The organism is Enterococcus casseliflavus NBRC 100478, from assembly GCF_001544095.1.
GTDB classification, from domain to species: Bacteria; Bacillota; Bacilli; order Lactobacillales; family Enterococcaceae; genus Enterococcus_D; species Enterococcus_D casseliflavus.
Map to the genome: position 1 here is coordinate 16,881 of NZ_BCPT01000019.1, position 18,045 is coordinate 34,925.

Here is an 18,045-nt window from a genome sequence, read left to right on the forward strand (position 1 = left end):
CATTTTACCGCACTTTTTTGTACTATTTGACTAATACGCACTAAAGACAAAAGGAGGTCTGCTTTATGGAGACGATTTATCAGTTAGATAAGATGACCGAAACGATAGCTAAGCGAGCAATCAAAAAAGGATACGCGTTAAAAAATCAAGCGGCCCCAGAGGCGCTGTTTGTGCGCAGTTCAACGGTTCCTAACGAATTGATCACACCAGAATTAGCTGTGATCGCTCGCTCAGGAACAGGCACCAATACGATCGATTTGGCACGGTGTACTCAAAATGGCACAGTAGTTTTCAATAGTCCTGGTGTCAATGCCAATGCAGTCAAAGAGTTGGTGCTATCCAATTTATTTCTCAGCGTCCGCCCCTTATTCAAAGCCATCCAGACAGTAGCCGATTTGCAAGAAGAGCTAACGTCAGGTCAAATTGAAGCAGAAGATGTGTTGAAGGTAGCTGAAGAACGGCGAAAAGAAGTGATCGGCGAAGAATTAGCTGGAAAAACCATCGGTATTTTAGGCTTAGGAGAGATCGGTGAACGGGTGGCAAAAGCCTGTCGTCAGCTAGGGATGGAAGTCCTCGGCTATGCCCGTACGAAAAAAGCGGCCCAAGATTACGAACAAGTCAGTGACCTGCAAACGCTGTTGACCGAATCAGATTTTGTGGTGGTTTTGCTCCCTTTAAGTCAAGAGACCCACGGCATGCTGAACCGACAAACGATTCAGCAGATGAAAAAAAATGCAGTGTTGATGAATTTTGGTCGCGGGGAAATCGTGGAAGAAGCAGCCGTCTTAGAAGCATTAGCCAAAAATCAGCTCAAACAATACATCACTGATTTTCCTAGTGCGGGCTTGATCGGACAACCGAAAGTGTTGTGTTATCCGCATATCGGCGGCAGTACTACCAATGCCTTGGAAAAGGGGGATCACGTAGTTTTTGATCGCATGCATGCCTATTTACGCGCTGGGACGATTCAAGAATCGGTCAATTTCCCCCATGCAGAGTTGCCTTTTATGGCACCGTATCGCTTAGCGCTGTTTTATCACGACAAGCCTGGTGCTTTTGCCCCATTATTGCGGATCATTTCTGAAGCAGGCGTGGATATCGATAATTTGGCGAGTGAGAGAAAAGCCGGAGTTGCCTATACTTTGATTGATCTTGATGAGACAAATGAAACACTGCTGCAAGATCTACAGCAGCAGATACAGCAAGAAACAGCGATCATTCGTGCCCGCTTGATCAAAAATTCGCGAACCAGTGAATAGTTGCCACCAACAATGTTTCTTGTTATGATGAAAAAAAAGTAAAGGAAGTTCATCATGACGAATAAGTTTCAAGATAAAAAGAAGGTCGCTTTGCCTCGTTATCAGCAGATTGCCGTAGCGATCGCGGAACGAATCGTTGAAAATCGCTACCAAGTTGGGCAAAAGATCCATGCACGCTCAACGTTAGCCAGCAATTTCAATGTCTCTCCTGAAACAGCCCGCAAAGCGATCAATGTATTAGTTGATTTAGAAATCATGGACGTCCGTCATGGCAGCGGCGCCTATATTGCTTCAAAGGAAAAAGCACAGGCCTTTGTGGAACAATACCAAGATGTGCAGTCGATCCAAGAAATTAGACAAGATATTTTAGACAGTGTGGAGCGGCAGCAGCAAGAGCTGGATAATTTTTCTGACTTGCTGAACACGTTAGTGCAGCAAACCAAAAAGGTCCACCATATGAGTCCGTTTGTGCCTTTTGAACTTCAGCTGACGGAACAGGCGCAGCATTTGGAAAAAAGTATCAATGAATTGAATATTTGGCAAGCCACAGGGGCGACGATCATCGCGATCCAAACAACCGAAGAATTGTTGTTGTCACCAGGACCTTATGCGAAATTCAGTGCAGGCAATACGATTTATTTTGTCGGGAATGAATTGGCGTTGCAGCGCATGACCAATTTCTTCTATCCAACGGACCATTCAGCGTAATTCTTTTTCCTGATTCCCATGCTTTTTTTGCAAAAGAAAAAGCAGTGGGAAATTTTTTTTGACAAAGTGACCACATCTTGTTAAGATAGTATGGTCACTTTCGTGAAATTTTTCAGAAAAAGGAGTATTAATCATTTGAGTAAAGTTAAAGTGGAACACTTAACCAAAATCTTCGGTAAGAAAAAGCAGCAAGCTCTTGCCATGGTCAAAGAACAACGCAGCAAAAACGAGATTTTAGAAAAAACAGGTGCCACCGTCGGGGTCTATGATGTGAACTTTGAAGTCAACGAAGGCGAGATTTTCGTCATCATGGGCCTTTCTGGAAGCGGGAAGTCAACATTGATTCGCCTATTGAATCGATTGATCGAGCCGTCTGGCGGAGATATTTACATAGATGGCGTGGATGTTGCCAAAATGAGTAAAGAAGAACTGCGAGAAGTTCGTCGTCACAAAATCAACATGGTTTTCCAAAGCTTTGGCCTTTTCCCTCATCGGACGATTTTAGAGAACACAGAATACGGATTAGAAGTCCGTGGGGTCTCGAAAGAAGAACGAACAGCGAAAGCGGAAAAAGCGTTAGAAAACTCAGGATTGCTTTCTTTTAAAGACCAATACCCTGACCAGCTGTCTGGAGGGATGCAACAGCGTGTGGGACTTGCCCGTGCGTTAGCCAATGATCCAGAGATCCTCTTGATGGATGAGGCCTTTTCAGCATTAGATCCGCTGATTCGCCGTGAAATGCAAGATGAACTTTTAGAATTGCAAGCCAATGTTCAAAAAACGATTATCTTTATCACCCATGATTTGAACGAGGCCTTGCGGATCGGTGACCGGATCGCTTTAATGAAAGATGGTCAGATCATGCAGATCGGTACAGGAGAAGATATTTTGACGAATCCTGCCAACCAATACGTGCGTGATTTCGTGGAAGATGTCGATCGTTCCAAAGTCTTGACTGCGCAAAACATCATGGTCCCAGCATTGACGACGAACATCGAGATCGATGGACCAAGCGTAGCATTGAACCGGATGCGGAAAGAAGAAGTCAGCATGCTGTTAGCCGTCGACAAACGTCGTCACCTAAAAGGAAGCCTGACAGCCGAGTCTGCTCGTGAGGCACGGAAAAACAATCTGACCTTGAAGGAAGTTATTGATAAAAATGTTAAAAAGATCGATAAAGATATGCTGGTAACGGATATCTTCAATTTGATCTATGATTCGCCTACACCTTTAGCCGTGGTAGAAAACGATCGCTTGATCGGAGTCGTGATCCGCGGAAGTGTGATTGAAGCATTGGCTGAGACTGATTCAGCCGCTCAAGCAGAGGAAGGGGTAGTGACAAATGGATAATTTCTTACAACATACGATTCCGGTGGCTGATTGGGTCGAAAACTTTACTGATTGGCTAACAGGAACTTTCAGTGGATTGTTTTCAGCCTTACAGTCTTTCGGACAATTTATCATGGACGCTATTACAAATGTATTACTGTTTGTACCACCGTTATTAATGATCGTCTTATTGACGGCTGCTGCCTTTTTCGTTTCACGCAAAAAATTCGGCTTGCCAGCTTTTACTTTTGTCGGGTTGCTGTTCATCTATAACCAAGGGTTATGGACAGACTTGATGAACACCGTGACGTTGGTCTTGTTGTCGAGTTTGGTTTCGATCATCATTGGGATTCCACTAGGGATCTTAATGGCGAAAAGCGAAAAAGCGCAAAGTATCGTGACGCCGATCTTAGACTTTATGCAAACGATGCCTGGTTTCGTTTATTTGATTCCTGCGGTTGCTTTCTTTGGGATCGGGATGGTTCCTGGGGTCTTCGCCTCAGTGATCTTTGCTCTACCACCAACCGTTCGGATGACGAACTTAGGGATTCGCCAAATTTCTCGTGAATTGGTGGAAGCCTCTGATTCCTTCGGTGGGACTGGCTGGCAAAAACTGATCAAATTAGAATTGCCACTAGCCAAAAGCACTATTTTGGCTGGGGTCAACCAAACCACGATGCTGGCATTATCAATGGTCGTGATCGCGTCAATGATCGGTGCTCCTGGGTTAGGGCGCGGCGTCTTGTCCGCCTTGCAACGAGCACAAGTCGGTAACGGATTTGTCAGTGGGGTATCCTTAGTTATTTTGGCGATCATCATGGATCGCTTTACCCAGAATTTGAATCGTTCGGCACATCAAAAAGCAGCCAGCAAGACAAGTCGCAAACAAAAACGTCTTTTTGGCGGAATTGCTGCAGCGGTAGTCGTTGCTTTGATTGGAGCATCGTTTGCCTTTGGAAATGTTTCTGACAGCAAAGGCACGGTGAACTTGGCGTATGTCGAATGGGATACGGAAGTTGCATCTACCCATGTGGTGGCAGAAGTTTTGTCGCAAATGGGCTACGAAGTCAATACGACGCCTTTGGATAATGCCATCATGTGGGAATCGGTGGCAAAAGGGGAAGTTGACGGGATGGTCGCTGCTTGGCTACCATCTACGCATCAATCCCAGTATGAACAGTACCAAGACCAAGTTGAAAACTTAGGTCCTAACTTAGAGGGGGCAAAACTGGGGATCGTTGTACCAAGTTATATGGATGTAGATTCCATCGCAGACCTTTCTGACGAAGCTGGAAAAACCATCACTGGTATCGAACCAGGCGCTGGTGTTGTAAATGCAGCGGAAAATACAGTTGCAACGTATGACAACCTTTCAGATTGGAATGTCGCTACCTCTTCTTCAGGAGCGATGACAGTGGCATTAGGCCAAGCCATCAAGAACCAAGATGAGATCGTTATTACTGGCTGGTCTCCACATTGGATGTTTGCGAAATATGATCTGAAATATCTGGATGATCCAGAAGGAACAATGGGTGAAGCAGAAAGCATCAACACTGTTGTACGCCAAGGATTAGCAGATGACATGCCAGAAGTCTACGAAGTACTTGATCGTTTCAACTGGACACAAGAAGACATGGAAGAAGTCATGTTAGCAATCAATGACGGAACGTCAGCCGAAGATGCAGCCAAAGATTGGGTAGCCAATCACCCAGAAGAAGTTGCTGCTTGGACGAACTAATTTCTAAAAAAAGAACGACCGCAGATTGAAGCGGTCGTTCTTTTTGTTATTAAAAATACTTAGGTTCATAACGAAAGACGAGGGGATGATTTTTGCAAAAGATCGAGCTTTTGTGCAGGTTAAGCAAAACGATGAAAAATCGGTTGCATCTGTTCAAACGTACAGAGTTCAGTAAATCCTAATGATCGTAAAAGATCTTGTCCCTCTTTGATTTGAAACCCGAGCTGCTCTGGTTTATGACTGTCGCTGCCGATGGTTAGCACGCTTCCCCCCAAGTCACGATAAAGCTTGAGGATCTCGATCGATGGCGTATACCCGTTGATTCCGTAACGGTGGGAAGAGGTATTCAGTTCAATGCCTTTGCCATTTTTGATCACGACTTTCAAGATCTCTGCGATTTGTTCTTTCGTTTGTTCAAAAGCGTCCTTCTCTTTATCTACATAACGACGAATCAAATCCATATGGGCTAAGACGGAATACTCTTTATATGTCGTGACTAGCTGATACATTTCATCATAATAGCGCTCGTAGCATTCCTGTTGGCTGCGTCCTTTTTGAAATTCTCCAGTCCAAAATTCTTGATCGTCTACCTGATGAACGGAAAGTAAAATGAAGTCAAAGGGATGCGAATGATAAAGACGGGTAAATTGTGGGATCGTGTGCATTTGCATCCCAAATTCCAGCCCAGTTTTTAGCTTGATTTGGTCACTGTATGTTTCCTTTAATCTTGCCAGTTCGTTAAAATACAAGTCGTAGTAGACATTTTTTACGACTTTATTGGCTCCGACGAGGTACGTATCCGTCGCTTGCCAGTCTTCTTTGACTCCATAATCCACATGATCGGTAAAGCAGATTTCTGCTAAGCCTAGTTTAATGGCGTCTTTGACTACATCTTCCATCAAATACCAAGAATCATCGCTGTAATCACTATGAACGTGATAGTCTGTAAAAATCATGGCGTCTCCTTTTGTTTCGTTATTTTTGCTGCTTCTGCCAGTCTGCTCGTTTTTGATGATAGAGCTGGGCGGCAGTTTCCCAATGCTCTTTGTCAGCCGGCTGAATCTCACGGATCACACTGGCTGGATTGCCGCCGACGATCGTATTCGGCGGCACATCTTTTGTGACGACGGAACCAGCAGCGACGATGGCATGTTTGCCGATCGTGACACCTGGTAAAATCGTACTATTGCCCCCGATCCAAACGTAATCTTCGACGGTGATCGGTAGGCCAAATTCCAAATCTTGACTGCGGACCACAGAATCGATTGGATGACCGGCGGTATAGAAGCTGACCCGTGGTCCCACCATCACATGATCACCAATCAGAATCTTATTGACATCTAAAAAAATGCAATCCATATTGGCATAAAAGTGATCACCAATCTCAACATGGCGACCATAATCAACAAAAAGGGGTGGTTGGACAAAGCAATGCTGCCCAAATTTGCCAAAGAGTGCTTTTTCTTTGGCGATGATTCCTTCTCGGTCATCGACTGGTAAATGGTTGATTTCCTGGGCACGTTTTTTTCCCTCTGCTGAGCCATTCTCAGGGAGAATGCCAGCAGCTTGATACAATTGACCAGCCAACATCGCTTGATAATCAAAGTCTTCTTTCATTGCAAAATCCTTTCTAAGACGGTAAATCGTCGGTGGTTAATTCAATCAAATTGCCTTCGGGGTCTTGGACAACTGCTTCATAATAGCCGTCGCCTGTTGTACGAGGACCATTTAAAAGAGGGTAGCCATCTTCAACAAACCGTTGAGCATATCGATCGACGTCAGCTTGATCACCAACTGCAATCGCAAGGTGAGTGTAGCCTAAGCTCTCGCTGACACGAGGGCTTAAAAATTTCTTGGTCGTTAATTCTAACCGACTTCCAGAATCAAAGGTCAAAAAATAGGACTGAAAGCCTGTTTTCGGATTATGGTATTTTTGGTTGCTGACCGCCTGAAAGTAGGTTTCATAAAATGTCCTCATTTTTTCCAAATCATTGACATATAGTGCGATGTGTTCAATTTTCATTATCGACAACTCCTTTAATAAGCAACATAAATCGTTTTTTTTGAACTTAGTAAACTTTGTTTAATAAGTTGCTTCTATTATACCTTTGTTAACAAAATTAATAAAGGTATATTCCCAGCTTTTTATCTGTTAAAATAGGAGCGTTGAGGGGGAGAAAAATGAAAGCTTATCAGCCAACAACCATTAAATTACATAATCAGGCAGTATTGCTGGATTTGCTAAAACAGCAGCAAGCGCCTATGACCAAGCGCCAACTGGCAGATGCCTCTCAATTAAGCGTGGTAACGATCAACAAGCTGCTTCCTGAATTGATTGAAAAGCAGTTGCTTTTGACGACGGATCAACCGCAACGAACGGGAGGACGTCAAGCTGCGGCTTACCAGTACAATGCGCAACGGACACTGTTGTTGATCATTCAATTTATCGAAGAAGACCAGCAGATCGTGATTCGTTTTTCAGTCGTCGATCTCATCGGGAACATTTTGCATCATGAGCAGTCAGCAGAGGGCCGATTGCCGCAGTTCTTGCAAGTGATTCGTCAGATAAAACAGGAATACCCGAAAATCAGCTTGGCAGTCGTGGGAATTCCTGGTGTGGAAATTGCTGGAAGACTGAAGATCATGGATGCTCCAGCATTTAAGGACATGGCGCTAGGGGAATTGATTGAAAAGGAGATCGCGGTAAAAACGCTTATTGAGAATGACGTGAATGCAGCGGTATTCCATTTCAAAGAAGAGAAAAAAATCGTGGCTGGCATTTATTTTCCGAAAAATTATCCGCCAGGTGCGGGACTGGTCATCGACCAACAGCTCTTTAAAGGAGCCAACCATTTAAGTGGCGAAATCAAGCATTTGCCGCATCTCTACACGGCTTCTTACCCTTTGGCAACAGAGGCGATCCCAGAACAAGTGACTGCCACTCTTCAAGCGATCGTGGCAGTGACGGACCCGCATCAAGTCATTTTGTTTTTGCCCTCTGAATGGCAGGCGCTCGTGTCGCGCTCCTTTTTGGAAAAGCAGCTGGCAGCAGTGTTTCAATATGGCGTCTTGCCAAAATTACACTTTTCCGATCGGTTTTCAGAAAATTATTTGGCTGGGTTGATCACGATGGGAATCGAAGCAGCGGGCTTAGGGCTTTGATTCCCAGCATTCAACTGGTACTGAGGACAAAAACTGCCGCTGCTTCCTTTATTCAGAAGTAGCGGCAGTTTTTTTGAAAATACGATAACTCACAGCTTGGCGAGTTTCTGTGCTTTTTTGGTATTCGCAAAATGCAGTTTGGCATATTGGCCTAATAGTGCTATGCCACCTTGCTGCAGTAATTTTGCTGCAACTTGGTCAGCAGCTGCGTGGGCGCCAGAAGGCAAACGCATACCGACTTCTTTGGAGGCTGCATCTAATTCATCCAAAAAGACTGTACGGCATAAAATAGAGGCTGCCGCTACTGCTAGATGATATTGTTCCCCTTTCGTCGCAAAATAGAGCTTTTCAGTGACCGCTGCTTGTTCCGACTTTAAATAGGTGCGATAATTTTTTTCGCTCGTGAACTGATCGATCAAAATGGCATCTGGTGTCTCAGGAGCAATTTTTTGCAAAAGCAAACGAATGGCTTGATTATGCAAAGCAACTTTCATTCGGACCGTGTTGTATTTTGGTTGGATCTCGTTGTATTTTCTGGGCGTGACAGTGAGCAATTGGTAAGGAACCAATTCTTTGATTTTCGGCGCCATCTTACGGATCTCTGGATCTGTCAGCATTTTTGAGTCCTTGACTCCTAAAGCTTTCAGCTGTGGTAATTGCTCTTTTTTTGCATAGACGGCACAGACCACCAAAGGACCGAAATAACTGCCATTACCGACCTCGTCACTGCCGACGACGCTTTTTTCGCTAAATCCTGCTGGCAACGCAGTGGATGAAACAGTCGCTTTTTTCTTATCTGGTACAGCACTTGCCGTATCGCCCCATAAGGAAGCTTCTTTTTCAGCAGTCGCTCCTTGGAACATGACTTTTCCTGACGTATAAGCAGTGATCGTCGTTGGCCCTTTTTTGGCGACAAACACGGTATAAGGAACTTTCTTAGCTAGTAAATCTCGTTGGTAAAATTGCTGCATCTTTTGGATAGTTGAAGTTGGTACTTTGATAACGATCGTACTCATTTGATTCCTCCTGATTTTTTGTCTTTTTTTAGGTAGACAAAAGGATACTTTAAGATTTTACCATACTTCTTATTCTTTTTTACTAAGACGATCAGCAAACAAACGATTGGCATGGAAATTCATAAGAAAATCACGTATAATAGTTAAGAGTTTGCGACACATGTTCAATAAGTGATAGAATAGAGCAGAATGTAAGCAATGGGAGGAAATATTCCTATGACGGAGCAAAAGAAACGCTATAAAGCAGTTATCGCGAATCAAAGTTACACGATTATTGGACGCGAAAGCAAAGAACACATGGATATGGTGACAAGATTGGTCAATGACCAACTGCTTGAGATCATGCAATTATCGCCACAAACCGATCAAGAACAAGCGTCGATCTTATTAGCGATCAACGCTGTTTCCGACCAGCTGAAAAAACAAGAACAGCTGTTGGTCCTACAAAAAAAAGTGGACGAGTTGCGGGGACAAGCCATTAAAGCAACGGAGCTTGAGAATCGCATCAAGCGGATCGAAGCGATCGAATCCGAAGCACGGAAAGTTCTCGATGAGACAGGTCGCAGTGATGTGGAGATCCATAATCATGTGGAAGCACAACAGATCTTAAATGAACAAAGGAAACGAAAAATTCAAGAAAAGACAGCCCATGGGTAGTGCGGCGTAGAAAGGATTCCTAAATGATTGGATTATTTGTCTTGGTTTTGTTGTTGGCAGCCTTTTATGGCGGCGCGCGGCGCGGAACCAGTTTACAATTGGTCTCAGTTTTGGGCTATTTGCTCTCTTTTTTCTTTGCAGTTGCGAATTACCAAGAAATTGCGAAAAAAATTGAGCTCTATGTTCCTTATATGTCAGTAACGGCGGATTCAAAGTTAAAATACTACGATATGGAACTGGCTTTAGATTTAGACAAAGCCTATTATGCGGCCATCGCTTTTGTGATGGTGCTCTTTGCTGGTTGGCTGATCACCAAACTATTAGTGATTTTTGCAGACAGTTTGCGTTACAAACGCCTACGTTTTTTAGGTGGTTATGACTGGGCAGTTGCGGGTGTTTTGAATGTTATCTTGATGTATATCAATTTGTACATGTTTTTCATGATTCTCTCAATGATCCCGTTTGCCACGATTCAAAATCTGTTTGAAACGAGCGGAACTGCGAATTTCATCGTTGATCGGTCGCCGATTCTCTCAGATTACTTCTATCGATTGTGGATCACAGATGTGATTGGGTAAAAAGCAGGCAGATGGTTGCAGAGCCATTCTGCCTTTTTCTTAGGAACAAAAAGTTAAAACAAAGCAGGTGAGAAAAGAATGAATACTAAGATCCTTGATGTTTTAGGATTTGAACAAGTAAAGAGTCAAATCGGTCAGTATATTGTAACAGCCCAAGGAAAAGAAGCCTTAGCAAAGCTTGCGCCATCAAGTGATGCGCAAGTCATTTCCTCTTGGCTAGCAGAAACAGAAGACGCGATCAAGATCCAACGTTTAAGAGGCGGAATCCCTGTACCAAAGATTGAGAATATTCGTCCCCAAATGAAACGGATCGAAATTGGCGCCGATTTAAATGGCATTGAGTTGGCACAAGTTGCCCGTGTCTTATCAACTACGCAGGAATTGAAACGCTTTTTTGCTGATTTGTCTGAAAGCGAGATTGAATTTTCCCGCTTGTATCACTGGGAAGAACAGTTGGTGTCTTTGCCAACCTTGAATCGACGCTTGAAAGAAGCTATCGATGAGGATGGCCGAGTCACAGATGATGCCTCTCCAGCACTACGTGGAATTCGCCAATCGATCCGACGAGCAGAACGGACGATTCGCGAGACATTGGATGGCATCGTCCGAGGTGGCAATGCAAAGTATCTAAGTGATACGATCGTAACCATGCGAAATGAGCGTTATGTGATTCCAGTCAAACAAGAGTACCGAGGTGTTTTCGGCGGGGTAGTCCACGACCAAAGTTCCTCTGGTCAAACCTTGTTTATCGAACCGAAACAAGTAGTGGAACAAAATAACCGTTTGCGCCAGCATCAAATTGCGGAACGGGATGAAATTACACGTATTCTAGCAGAATTGTCAGCAGAGTTAGCCCCATATCAAAGAGAGATTCTCCATAATGCGTATGTGATCGGGATCATGGATTTCATGAATGCCAAGGCTCGTTTTGGAAAAGAGATGAAGGCAATCGTACCAGCGATCAATCAAGACAACCATGTCTTTTTTAAGCAAGCACGTCATCCATTGATCGATCAAGAAAAAGTCGTTCCTAACGATATTACGATTGGAAAAGACTATCAAGCCGTTGTCATTACTGGGCCGAATACCGGTGGGAAAACCATCACCTTAAAAACATTAGGGCTATTGCAGATCATGGGCCAAGCTGGTTTACCAATTTTGGCAGAAGAAGAAAGCCAAATGGGTGTCTTCAATGAGATTTTTGCGGACATTGGGGATGAACAATCCATTGAGCAAAGTCTATCGACTTTTTCTTCTCATATGACAACGATCGTTGAAGTGTTGAAAAAAGTCGACGAGACAAGCTTAGTTCTCTTTGATGAATTAGGCGCAGGAACCGATCCTCAAGAAGGGGCGGCACTAGCGATTGCGATTTTGGACGAACTTGGGGCTAAGTCGGCTTATGTCATGGCGACGACCCATTATCCTGAATTGAAGGTTTATGGCTATAACCGATCCAATACGATCAATGCCTCTATGGAATTTGATGTTGATACCTTAAGTCCGACCTATCGCTTGTTGATCGGGGTTCCAGGACGAAGCAATGCGTTTGAAATTTCGAAAAGACTTGGCTTGCCAGAGACGATCATTGATCAAGCCAAAGAGATCATGGATGGAGAAAGCCAAGACCTGAATGAAATGATCGCTGATTTAGAAAATCGAAGAAAAATGACGGAAACCGAGTATCTTGAAGTCCGTCATCATGTAAAAGAAGCGGCCCGCTTGCACCAAGAGCTAGAAGCAGCCTATAGTTATTTCTTTGAAGAACGTGAAAAAGAATTGGCGAAAGCTCGTCAAAAAGCCAATCAGATCGTTGAAGAAGCCAAAGAAGAATCTGAAAAAATCATTGCCGATATTCGTAAAATGCAGTTAGCCGGCGGTCAAACGAAGGTCAAAGAACACGAGCTGATCGACGCGCGCACCAAATTATCAGGTCTACAGCAAGAAGAACATCTGCAAAAAAACAAGGTTCTGCAAAAAGCCAAGGCAGCCAAGACGCTGAAAGAAGGAGACGAAGTGCTCGTAACTTCTTATGGGCAGCGAGGAGTCTTGTTGAAAAAAGCAGGCAAAAATCAATGGCAAGTCCAAATCGGTATTTTGAAAATGAATTTGCCAGAAACAGATCTCCAACCAGCAGCGCCAGTGAAGGAGCCTACACAGCGTATCGTCAATACGATTCGTTCTGCTGACAGCAGTCCAGTGGTCAATCAGTTGGATTTACGAGGCAAGCGGTACGAAGAAGCCCTCAATGAAGTGGATCAATATTTGGATGCGGCGATTTTGGCAGGTTATCCGCAAGTGACGATCGTCCACGGAAAAGGAACCGGTGCGCTGCGTCAAGGGATTACCGATTATTTGAAAAACCATCGCTCGGTGAAAAGTTTTGAATTTGCGCCAGCAAATCAAGGGGGCAATGGGGCGACCATTGTGAAGTTTAACTAACCTTTAAGAACCCTTACCTTTTGTAAGCAGACGATTTTAAAAAACTTCCGATACGTGGTATACTTTTTTTAGTTTTAAAAATGGAGGGGAAGTACGATGGCAAAAGAAATTACTGATAAAACTTTTTCAGAAGAAACCGATAAAGGCTTAGTCCTTATTGATTTTTGGGCAACTTGGTGTGGTCCATGTCGGATGCAAGCGCCGATCTTGGAACAATTAGCGAATGAATATGAGGAAGACGAATTGAAGATCGTGAAAATGGATGTGGATGAAAATCCTGAAACACCAGCTTCATTCGGGATCATGTCTATTCCAACTTTGTTGTTGAAAAAAGACGGCCAAGTCGTTGATAAAGCAATTGGGGTGCATACAAAAGATCAATTGAAAGCTTTAGTTGCGGAACATATGTAATAGAAGAAACGTTTTTGAAGCAATAGCCGAAAGTGGCTATTGCTTTTTTTATTTTGGGGACAAAGTCTTTGAAGAATGCCTTTGACGTTTCTAACTTCTACTCTTTGTTCCATGCACTGCTGTTGGGGTTCACTCAATTGCTAACGAGAAAAGTGAGAATGAACATTAAGAAAGCAGTCATTCTCCAGCAATGTTAGCAGATCAGAAAAAAAAGATTGACGCTGGTTATATCATTCGATAATATATCATTAAGTGATATAGCTAGTGGGACGGAGGAATCAAATGGATGAGGCATTGACAGATTCAACCTATTTGATTTTATTAGCGCTTTTAAAGCCGAAACATGGGTATCTCATCATGAAACAGATCCATGAGCTAAGCCAAGGGACGTTTGAGATTGGTCCCGCAACGATGTATACGATTTTAAAGAAGCTGACGAAAAAGGGGTGGATCGATTTAGAGGAGAGCGTTGACCGAAAAAAAATCTATCAGATTACACCAGAAGGAAGACAAGTTCTGGAGAAAGATATTCAACGGCGCAAATTATTTTACCAAATCGGAGAACAGGTTTTCGAAGCGTTAGGGGGAGAGCAAGATGGGCATCAATAAGAAATACCTTCTTTCACTTGGTGTAGCCTATTACCCAGAAAAGGAAATGGTTCGTCTGCAAAAACAAGCGTCGTCAGGGTGGCACTTTGTGAAGATGAATCGGTTAGGGTTTTTGAAGTTTATCAAAGGAGACCCAGAAACGACCAAATATGCAGTAGACTTTTTCGAAGGAGAGCCCTCTGAGATCGTTGATTACTTAGCGATGTATCAAGCAGGAGGCTGGACTTATATCAGCAACTATAAAGATCGCTATTTTTATTTTAAAGCGTCTCCTGACACACCTGCGATTTTCAGTGACCAAGAAAGCTATCAAGAACGGATCGATAATGAAACTCGGTATTTAATGAAAAAATCGATTCTACTTTCGGTGATCAGTTTAGTGATATTAGCAGCAATTTATTTTCTAATCCGTTATTTCAATATTCGCACAAATCCATTTTGGTCCTTTGGACTAGGTTTGATTACGGGGCTGGTGTTTATCCCGATTGGGGTAGGATTAACCACGATCCTGATGAAATTCTTATATAAAAATCGAGCAAGTTATTACAATGAACCAGAGAAACTGGCGAAGCGTCAACGAGTGATCCGCGATACCGTCATCTTGATGTTTGTCGGAGCGATCATTGGCGCCGGTATCGGCTTTTTCTTTAGTGATATATTTTATTAGACAGGGAAGGTGAGCATGTGTTAGAAGCAAAACAATTAGTAAAAACATTTGGCGATTATACAGCAGTCGATCAATTGTCCTTTACCATCAATGATGGACAGATCATGGGCTTGATTGGTCAAAATGGTGCTGGTAAAACGACGACATTCCGATTGATCTTGGATTTCTTGAAAGCTGATCAAGGGGAAGTATTGTGGGATGGCCACAAAATTAGTGAAAAAGAATACAATCTTATTGGTTATCTGCCAGAAGAACGCGGCTTGTTTCCAAAAGTAACGATTGAAGATCAATTGATCTATTTCGCGCGGTTACGAGGCAAGAAGAAAGAAGACATCGTACCAAAAATCGACTATTGGATGGACAAATTTAAAGTCAAAGGCAAGAAAACCGATAAAGTCAAATCGCTATCAAAAGGAAATCAGCAAAAAGTTCAGCTGATCTCAACGTTGATCCATGAACCAAAATTGGTGATTTTAGATGAACCATTTAGTGGGTTAGACCCCGTCAATGCAGAACTGTTGAAAAATGGGATCATTGAACTGAAAAAAAATGGCTCATGTGTCATTTTCTCCAGTCATAATATGGATAATGTGGAAAAAATCTGCGATCACTTGATTATGCTGCGGGATGGTCAAACCGTCTTAAACGGAAAAGTTCATGAAATTCGTGAATCCTTTGGGCGGACGAAAGTCTATTTAGAATCCAACTTGACGAAAGAACAGCTCTTGGCAGTGGCAGGTGTCGAGGAAGTTCTTGCCAGAGAAGATGGCAGCTATGATATTACGATTGCTGATCCTGCAGTAGGAAAAACCTTATTTGATTTAGCAACGGCGGATGGTTATATCCCTATGTTCAATCAACAACCGCCAACGTTAGAAGAAATCTTTAAGCGGAAGGCGGGAAAAATAAATGAGTAAGTTTTGGGTAATCGCATTAGATGTTTATAAAAAAAATATCAAATCAATTTCGTTTTTGATTATGATTCTCGTGCCATTTATTGCAACGGGGGCATTTTATCTCATTGGTTATTTTGCTGATGGTATGAACAGTGTCGACAAAATTGCCGTTTATGCGAATGAACCAGCCATTGCGCAGACCTTTGTGGACCAAAGCGGCGATGATTTTGAATTTGAAATTGTTGACAGCGAAGAACAAGGGCAGCAACAGATGGCAGACAAAGATGCTGATGCTTTGTTACTTATTACTGCTTCAGGGGATACGCTCCAAGGGGAATTACTAAGCGAGTCCTCAATGGGGCAAGCATTAGAGCTGACGATCCAACAGTTATTGACGGGGTTGCAGTCTTCCTATAGAGCTAGTGAGCTTGGCTTGACTGCTGAGCAAGTGGCAGTCCTTAGTGAAGTCGCACCGCTTGATCGTCAAAAAGTTTCCTTCGGTGAAGATGGCGAAATGACTTATGGGGAAGACAATACCGCGATGCAATCACTAGTAAGTATGATCGCAACAATCATCCTCTTTTTCTTTATCATTACTTACGCACAGATCATTGCACAAGAGATCGCTTCTGAAAAAGGAACACGCATCATGGAAGTCATTTTGTCTAGTACACGGGCGCAAATCCATTACTATGCCAAATTGACTGGTGTAATCATGGTTGCAGCGACCCAGCTAGTTGCTTATGTTGCGATTTTTGGCGGGAGCTATTTCTGGATCAAGGATAACCCAATGGTAAAAGACTTGTTGGCAAACTTTTCGACAGATGGCATTTTTGGTCCCTTCCTGGTGTTTGCGATCGTTTTCGTCTTCTTAGGAATTTTGATCTACTCGGTCTTGTCAGCCCTTTGCGGGTCGTTAGTGAACAAAGCAGAAGATACGGCGAAAGCCATCATTCCAGTAACATATCTTTCATTAGGCGGGTATATGCTTGGAATCGTGCTAGGCGGTATGGATCCTCATAACGTGGTCTTGCGAGTAACTTCCTATGTACCATTTTTATCTTCCTTCATTATGCCAGTACGGCTTGCTAATGATACAGTGGGTATCGGCGGTGCATTGATTTCAGTAGGGATTCTTGCTGTTACCACAATTGTCCTGATGCTGGTTTCTGCAAAAATGTACAAATCAAATGTCTTGATCTATAACGACAATGGCATTTTAGCAACGTTGAAACAATCACTAGTGTTAATGAAAAACGAGAAATAAGCAAAACGCCCGATCCTTTTCGTGATCGGGCGTTTTTTATTCGCTAAAATCTAGAAACAAGGGGCAAGACTTTAGAATTCCTGCACTAAAAAGTTGAAGATCGATTGCTCAGAAGGCAGCTTGTGAGCGGCTAGCTCAGGATGCCACTGAATGCCTAAAATCGGTGCGCCATAGGCAGTGGATTCAATGGCTTCAACGACACCATCAGGAGCGGTGGCAATCACGTTGAAATCATCCGCAACTGTTTTGACCGCTTGGTGATGAAAAGAATTGACGTGATAGGTTGTGCCTAAAAGAGCAGCCAAACGACTGTCTGCCTTGATTTTTACCCGATGTGTAGGGAATTGAAAGAACGTCGGCAATTGCACGTGTTTGATCGTTGGGTGATCGATCAAAGAGAGATCTTGGTACAAACTCCCGCCAAATGCGACATTGAGTAACTGCATGCCGCGGCAGATTCCAAAGATCGGTTTGTTTTGAGCCACTGCTTCTTTGATCAATGCCAATTCAAAGACATCACGATCAGGATGAATACCTTGAATCAAGGGATGAGGATCTTCGCCATAGTGAACAGGGGAGACATCGTGACCACCGGCTAACAAGAGTTTATCGATTTTGCTGATGTAAGTCGCAGCATCTTCCACGACACCCATTGGTAATAATAGGGGAATGCCTTGAGCTTGTTGGATATGGGTCACAAAATTTTTGGGTGTATAGGACAACCAATGTTCTGCTTCTTCAATCATTGGTCGTTCATTGGCAGCGATGCCGATAATGGGTTTCATTTGATCAAACCTTTCTACTAGTAAATGAATCGAAATGAATCGAAAAAGAAAAAAGGACACGAGGTCCTTTTTTCGATCACCTTCGCTTTATTTTTCGCGAATAACTTCGATTTTGTAGCCATCAGGATCTTTCACAAAATAGTAAGATGGAGAAGTCCCTGGTAGTCCTTTCAAGTCAGTGACGTCAAATCCGGCAGCTTGGTGCTTCTCATGAAGCGCTTCTAGATCATCGGTACTGATGGCGATGTGGCCATAGCCGTCGCCTAACTCATAGCCAGGATGGTCATAGTTATACGTCAACTCTAGCTCGTAATCATCACCAGGCAAAGTTAAGTAAACCAAAGTAAATTTATGTTCAGGAAAATCACGACGGCGAGATTCTTCAAAACCAAAGGCAGTTTGATAAAAATCTAGAGAAGCCGTTAAGTCTTTGACGCGGACACATGTGTGAGCCATTTTCATGGGTAAATCATCCTTTCGATCTTGATAGTTGTATGATAACATATTTTCTCTTTTTGTAA

Annotated in this window: 19 protein-coding genes; 13 read left to right on the forward strand and 6 right to left on the reverse strand. The window is 43.2% G+C overall.

The genetic code is table 11. The features are described 5' to 3' along the window. Positions 1 to 65 precede the first annotated feature (65 nt). From ECA1_RS14050 to ECA1_RS14065, 4 genes are all read left to right on the forward strand, one after another. On the forward strand, positions 66 to 1,259 hold the full coding sequence (locus ECA1_RS14050) for an NAD(P)-dependent oxidoreductase (RefSeq protein ID WP_060792823.1): 1,194 nt from the start codon (positions 66 to 68) through the stop codon (positions 1,257 to 1,259). A gap of 54 nt (positions 1,260 to 1,313) precedes the next feature. Further along, entirely contained in the window at positions 1,314 to 1,967 is a 654-nt protein-coding gene (locus tag ECA1_RS14055) for a GntR family transcriptional regulator (protein ID WP_005234303.1), read from the forward strand. Positions 1,968 to 2,102: 135 nt separating this feature from the next. Beyond that, the gene (locus ECA1_RS14060; protein WP_005228609.1) at positions 2,103 to 3,317 is read left to right on the forward strand and encodes a quaternary amine ABC transporter ATP-binding protein; all 1,215 of its coding nucleotides are present in this window, start codon (positions 2,103 to 2,105) and stop codon (positions 3,315 to 3,317) included. Continuing rightward, complete coding sequence (locus tag ECA1_RS14065; RefSeq protein ID WP_060792824.1) at positions 3,310 to 5,034, forward strand: ABC transporter permease/substrate binding protein; 1,725 nt, start codon at positions 3,310 to 3,312, stop codon at positions 5,032 to 5,034. Before ECA1_RS14060 ends, ECA1_RS14065 begins: the two co-directional genes overlap by 8 nt. 119 nt (positions 5,035 to 5,153) lie before the next feature. Here ECA1_RS14065 and ECA1_RS14070 read toward each other — a convergent pair whose 3' ends face one another. The 3 genes from ECA1_RS14070 to ECA1_RS14080 are packed head-to-tail and all read right to left on the reverse strand — an operon-like array spanning position 5,154 to position 7,057. Beyond that, on the reverse strand, positions 5,154 to 5,990 hold the full coding sequence (locus tag ECA1_RS14070) for a histidinol-phosphatase HisJ family protein (protein WP_060792825.1): 837 nt from the start codon (positions 5,988 to 5,990) through the stop codon (positions 5,154 to 5,156). A 19-nt stretch (positions 5,991 to 6,009) separates the two neighbouring features. Further along, positions 6,010 to 6,651, reverse strand: coding sequence for a sugar O-acetyltransferase (locus ECA1_RS14075; RefSeq protein ID WP_060792826.1), 642 nt, complete (start codon positions 6,649 to 6,651; stop codon positions 6,010 to 6,012). Between the two features lie 13 nt (positions 6,652 to 6,664). Then, positions 6,665 to 7,057: a VOC family protein gene (locus ECA1_RS14080; RefSeq protein ID WP_008380837.1), complete on the reverse strand. Its 393-nt coding sequence runs from the start codon at positions 7,055 to 7,057 to the stop codon at positions 6,665 to 6,667. A gap of 158 nt (positions 7,058 to 7,215) precedes the next feature. On the opposite strand from ECA1_RS14080, the gene ECA1_RS14085 reads away from it, so the two are divergent. Next, complete coding sequence (locus tag ECA1_RS14085; protein WP_060792827.1) at positions 7,216 to 8,196, forward strand: ROK family protein; 981 nt, start codon at positions 7,216 to 7,218, stop codon at positions 8,194 to 8,196. A gap of 89 nt (positions 8,197 to 8,285) precedes the next feature. Here ECA1_RS14085 and rnhC read toward each other — a convergent pair whose 3' ends face one another. Beyond that, positions 8,286 to 9,212 (reverse strand): ribonuclease HIII, encoded by a 927-nt coding sequence (rnhC, locus tag ECA1_RS14090; RefSeq protein WP_060792828.1) that lies wholly within the window; start codon positions 9,210 to 9,212, stop codon positions 8,286 to 8,288. Positions 9,213 to 9,428: 216 nt separating this feature from the next. Here rnhC and zapA point away from each other — a divergent pair, with 216 nt between their 5' ends. The 8 genes from zapA to ECA1_RS14130 all read left to right on the forward strand — a co-directional run bounded on the left by zapA (position 9,429) and on the right by ECA1_RS14130 (position 16,739). Further along, positions 9,429 to 9,869 (forward strand): cell division protein ZapA, encoded by a 441-nt coding sequence (gene zapA / locus ECA1_RS14095; protein ID WP_005228634.1) that lies wholly within the window; start codon positions 9,429 to 9,431, stop codon positions 9,867 to 9,869. A 23-nt stretch (positions 9,870 to 9,892) separates the two neighbouring features. Continuing rightward, complete coding sequence (locus ECA1_RS14100) at positions 9,893 to 10,447, forward strand: CvpA family protein (RefSeq protein WP_016612652.1); 555 nt, start codon at positions 9,893 to 9,895, stop codon at positions 10,445 to 10,447. A gap of 78 nt (positions 10,448 to 10,525) precedes the next feature. Then, complete coding sequence (locus ECA1_RS14105) at positions 10,526 to 12,889, forward strand: endonuclease MutS2 (RefSeq protein ID WP_060792829.1); 2,364 nt, start codon at positions 10,526 to 10,528, stop codon at positions 12,887 to 12,889. Between the two features lie 96 nt (positions 12,890 to 12,985). Then, positions 12,986 to 13,300 carry a thioredoxin gene (gene trxA / locus ECA1_RS14110; RefSeq protein ID WP_005228645.1) on the forward strand — a complete coding sequence of 105 codons (315 nt, stop codon included), beginning with the start codon at positions 12,986 to 12,988 and terminating at the stop codon, positions 13,298 to 13,300. 282 nt (positions 13,301 to 13,582) lie between these two features. Then, on the forward strand, positions 13,583 to 13,909 hold the full coding sequence (locus ECA1_RS14115) for a PadR family transcriptional regulator (RefSeq protein ID WP_015510192.1): 327 nt from the start codon (positions 13,583 to 13,585) through the stop codon (positions 13,907 to 13,909). Next, positions 13,896 to 14,576: a DUF2812 domain-containing protein gene (locus ECA1_RS14120; RefSeq protein ID WP_060792830.1), complete on the forward strand. Its 681-nt coding sequence runs from the start codon at positions 13,896 to 13,898 to the stop codon at positions 14,574 to 14,576. The genes ECA1_RS14115 and ECA1_RS14120 overlap by 14 nt, the downstream gene beginning before the upstream one ends. A gap of 17 nt (positions 14,577 to 14,593) precedes the next feature. Further along, positions 14,594 to 15,493: an ABC transporter ATP-binding protein gene (locus ECA1_RS14125; protein WP_060792831.1), complete on the forward strand. Its 900-nt coding sequence runs from the start codon at positions 14,594 to 14,596 to the stop codon at positions 15,491 to 15,493. Next, on the forward strand, positions 15,486 to 16,739 hold the full coding sequence (locus ECA1_RS14130) for an ABC transporter permease (protein WP_005228656.1): 1,254 nt from the start codon (positions 15,486 to 15,488) through the stop codon (positions 16,737 to 16,739). Before ECA1_RS14125 ends, ECA1_RS14130 begins: the two co-directional genes overlap by 8 nt. A 71-nt stretch (positions 16,740 to 16,810) precedes the next feature. Here the strand turns inward: ECA1_RS14130 and ECA1_RS14135 are convergent, their stop codons facing one another. Then, positions 16,811 to 17,524, reverse strand: a complete 714-nt coding sequence (locus ECA1_RS14135) for a gamma-glutamyl-gamma-aminobutyrate hydrolase family protein (RefSeq protein ID WP_060792832.1) — start codon at positions 17,522 to 17,524, stop codon at positions 16,811 to 16,813. Between the two features lie 87 nt (positions 17,525 to 17,611). After that, positions 17,612 to 17,986, reverse strand: coding sequence for a lactoylglutathione lyase (gene gloA / locus ECA1_RS14140; protein ID WP_005228659.1), 375 nt, complete (start codon positions 17,984 to 17,986; stop codon positions 17,612 to 17,614). Positions 17,987 to 18,045 lie beyond the last annotated feature (59 nt).